The 3,845-nt window shown below is 52.5% G+C and carries 4 protein-coding genes and 2 pseudogenes; all 6 read left to right on the top strand.

Annotated features, from left to right (window positions below; genetic code table 11):
• Nucleotides 1-241: pseudogene (locus XALGPE39_RS16425) on the top strand (Type IV secretion system protein virB6); the annotation flags it as partial.
• A 28-nt stretch (nt 242-269) separates the two neighbouring features.
• Nucleotides 270-797 (top strand): DUF4189 domain-containing protein, encoded by a 528-nt coding sequence (locus tag XALGPE39_RS15185; RefSeq protein WP_082061850.1) that lies wholly within the window; start codon nt 270-272, stop codon nt 795-797.
• Nucleotides 798-919: 122 nt separating this feature from the next.
• On the top strand, nt 920-1,426 hold the full coding sequence (locus tag XALGPE39_RS15180; protein WP_082061849.1) for a DUF4189 domain-containing protein: 507 nt from the start codon (nt 920-922) through the stop codon (nt 1,424-1,426).
• Between the two features lie 190 nt (nt 1,427-1,616).
• Nucleotides 1,617-2,210, top strand: a complete 594-nt coding sequence (locus XALGPE39_RS07395; RefSeq protein WP_082061943.1) for a hypothetical protein — start codon at nt 1,617-1,619, stop codon at nt 2,208-2,210.
• Nucleotides 2,207-3,457 (top strand): DUF6792 domain-containing protein, encoded by a 1,251-nt coding sequence (locus XALGPE39_RS07390; protein WP_045727625.1) that lies wholly within the window; start codon nt 2,207-2,209, stop codon nt 3,455-3,457. Before XALGPE39_RS07395 ends, XALGPE39_RS07390 begins: the two co-directional genes overlap by 4 nt.
• Before the next feature lie 31 nt (nt 3,458-3,488).
• A pseudogene (locus XALGPE39_RS07385) lies at nt 3,489-3,845 on the top strand (type IV secretion system protein); the annotation flags it as partial.

The following is a 3,845-nucleotide window of genomic DNA, read 5'->3' as shown; positions in this document are numbered from 1 at the left end:
CAACTTTATGGCCTACACGGTATTCAATCCAACTGGCTCTTCTGGATCGCCAGGACCGCAGGGGCAGCCGCCGGGGTCTTATGTGCCGGCGCAGGCGAGAGAAAACACTTCTAATGCTTCAGGCCAGCAGTCAGGAAAATCGCAAGCACCAGCCAGATTTATAGGCTCTGAATCTCCTCATTCCATCGCCCCGCCAGCCGGCTCACGTGGGCAGGCGGGAAAATATCGAGATGATGTTTAATTTAAATTAATATATTTAATATTGGTCAATGACTTATAAGGATGCACTCATGAGATGCATGGTCTATATTTTTTGCGCAATCCTGCTGATGTCCTTCGATGCTAATGCAGAAGGTAATTGTCCTCCTGGCCAATATCCGATTGGAGGCCAGGGAGCGGTTGGTTGCGCGCCAATTCCGCAAGACAATCTAGAGCCTCAACAGCCAAGGCCTGCAGGAAAATGGCTCAAGACATGGGGGGCGCTTGCAGCAAATGATGGTGATGACTTTGGTGTATCAACAGGGAAGTTGAAAAAAGCAGATGCAGAGAATGATGCAATAAATAACTGCGAGAGAGAAACTAAGAAGAAATGTAGCGTTGTCCATGTTTATGAAAATCAATGCGTAGCAGTTGCTGAGCCAAATCGAAGGGGTGATATCATCAGGAGCATCGAGTCCGGTCCTTCTCTTGATGAAATAAGTAGTAGGGCAATAATGAGCTGCCAGAGAAGAAATCCAGGAAGTGAATGTAGTGTTGCATATACAGACTGCACTAAGCAGATATTTCAGAGATTTTGATCTGCTTGCAGAGCGACTCTTAAAGGTGTGCAACTATTTATTTCTTCATGGGGTGCTGTGCGATGATTTGATCATATCAAATGCACGTCATCGCAAGTTAGCATTAAAAAGAGAGTGGACCTATGAAGTACTTGAAATGCATGGCTTTTTTCATGCTAATTTTTTCAATTGATGTAAATACAGAAGGTAACTGCCCCCCTGGACAGTATCCGATTGGCGGCCAGGGAGCAGTTGGTTGTGCGCCGATCCCACAAGACAATCCACAACCTCAACAGCCAAGAGCTTCAGGGGAATGGCTCAAGACTTGGGGGGCTGTTGCCTATGACAGCGCTGATGATGTCGGTGTATCAACAGGGAAGTTGAGTAAAGCAGATGCTGTGAATGATGCACTAGAAAAATGCGAAAATTCGAGCGGGCATAAGTGTCACGTAATCAGTGCCTATGAAAATCAATGTGTAGCAGTCGCAGAGCCAGCTAAAATCGGCTCTAGTGTCACAATTGCAGCTTCTGGCCCTTCTCTGGGGGAAACAAGCAATAGAGCTGTTACAGAGTGCGAGAAGAAAAATGCAGGTAGTGAATGTAGGATTGGATATACGGATTGTACCAAGCAAATATTCCAGAGATTTTAATCCGGGAAAAGAGTGAATTTTATCCACTAACTCTATCAAGGATAGATGTGCTATGGGTGAAAGAGAGGTTTTCGATGCGCATCTGGTGTGCGTCGCCAGCCAGGCGACGCGACACAATCTGGTGATGTGAATGGAGTGCAGAAAGCACGGGGTTTTTCTGCTCGCCCTGTTTCTGGCGGGATGCAATCCCATGAGTGCCACATCTGGCAAGACAGGCGCGGCGCAAGTGAATGCCGATGGCAACCCCATCTATCGCAAAAACCCGCATCCTGCCCAGGCTTACCGCATTACGATGAAAATCGAAGATGCGCCTGGGCCATTCGGTTATATTTCGGGTGTTGCTGGCTATCAGATGATGAATCACGACGGCTGTACGCCGGTTGACAACCATCTCTTAGGCATGTCGACAAAGCCCAATGAAGCTGACATTCCGCTTCAATTCAATAAGCTCGATGAATCCACTTACATAGCAATACTGTATGCCGATGGCATGATCGATGCTGACTACTATGGCATGGGCGTCTGCCGGTTCGAGCTGACCGGCGTTGGCATTACCCTGCGTGCGACCGGGAAACGCGAGGAAACGCGCTTCCAGCCCTGGCTAATCAAGAGCGATATTGAGAAAGGAGACCCTCGGGTCATCTATTTTTGGAAGGGGCGTTACCCAAGAGAGGAGATGGAAGATTTCCCAGATGGTGGGCGAGTGAATGCCAGTGATTTCAATGAAGCGGCACGTCATGAAATTTTCAAAGTTACACTGACCACGGAGAAGGTAAGTCAATGAGTATGACCAGCCAACAATATGCCGCGCTTGCGAATGACGTTTATTACCTGCCGAAAGAGACTGGAGGAAATAGCAAGGCTACCTACATTGGTGGCGTGTATTATAGACGCCTCGAATACGCAGACTGTGCATCAGGCTATCAAGGCATTCTCTACCAGAGGATGGAGACAGGCGAGCTCATCGTCGCTCATCGTGGCACCGAGTCTGAGCATCAGATGATGATGGATGGTCTTTTCACCGATGGTGGCATGGTTTTCACCCGCCACAACGCACAAGCTGCCGATGCAATTGCATTTACCCAACATGCGTTGGAATATGCAAAAAACATCGCCGAGGATGGTAAAGCGCCATCTGTCACCGTCACCGGTCACTCCCTTGGCGGCAATCTGGCGCAGGTCACCGCACATTATTTCGATTTACACGGAGAAACTTTCAACGCCTACGGCGCGGTGAGTCTGGACCGGCGCATCCCCGAAGGCGGCAACACTGTTATCAATCATGTGATAGCCGGCGACCCGGTCAGTGCCGCCAGTCAGCATTACGGACAGGTGCGGGTGTATGCCAGGACAGCAGATGTCGCCACCTTGCAGCAAGCGGGTTATGTCGATCATCCGCATGGATTACACACGCACAATCCGTTGAGCGCGGCTGAGCAGTTGATGACGACGGCGCACGGGATCCAGAACTTCCTGCCAGTCGATGCCATGGGGCGGCACGCCCACTCGGTACTGCAAGACTCCTCGGCGCAGGATTTAGCGCGGCAGCACGAGCCGATGATCTCTCACTACCGACACGATGTTGCGACATTACGCGCCGGTTTGACCCTGGGCGCGCGTGGCGTGCAGGGTGCAATGAACGATGCCGTCGATGTGCTGCGCGGCGCCGAAGCGCCAGGTGTAGGCCGCCGTGCGATGGACGCGCCCACATGGCCCGAGCAGATGCAGCATCTTCATGCAAAGCACGAACATGGCACAGCCATCCAGGAGGCATGGCGAGTGCCATTGCAGGTGCCCGACAACGAACCTGTGCCGAGCATGGCGACGTCGCCGCAACCGCAGGCGGTGATGCACGCCCAACAACAATCCGCCNTGGGCGACAACGATGCGCTTGACCGTATTGCCGTTGAATTCTCGCAATCCCCCGAAGGGCAGCGGATGATCCAGTTAGGCGATGAGCTGTATGCTCAGCAACAGCAGTTGGAACAGCAGATGGCGCGCAGCCAGCAGCGACCATCGCTGGGGCGATGACTGGGATCAATGATGCAGGGAATAGCATGACATGACAGCGTTGATGCTGCCGGTGGTCGGTCGCTTGCAACGACCAAAACGCACCGATGGAGCGCTCCTGCATACGATGGCGCGCGCGATGCAGTGGGTGAGCGTGATCGCGCTGACGGCCAGCACCTTCTGGGTGATGTTGCTTGGCTATCGCATCGCCAGTGGTCAACTGCGCGAATCGGCGATGGCGACCATGATCAAGGCCGGCAAGGTGGCGGTAGTCCTGGGCATTGCCGCCGGTGTGGGTGCCAACGGCACACTGCTGCATAAGACGATGACCGACGACCTGGACAAGGAAATCCATTGGCTGTTCACCGGCGATGCGAACACGACCGCCGCCGATGCCATCGACGAGAAT

This window comes from Xanthomonas sp. GPE 39 (genome assembly GCF_000963005.1).
Taxonomy (GTDB): Bacteria; Pseudomonadota; Gammaproteobacteria; order Xanthomonadales; family Xanthomonadaceae; genus Xanthomonas_A.
The sequence above is the reverse complement of the archived record's forward strand: the minus strand, read 5'-3'. Positions and strand labels throughout refer to the sequence as shown.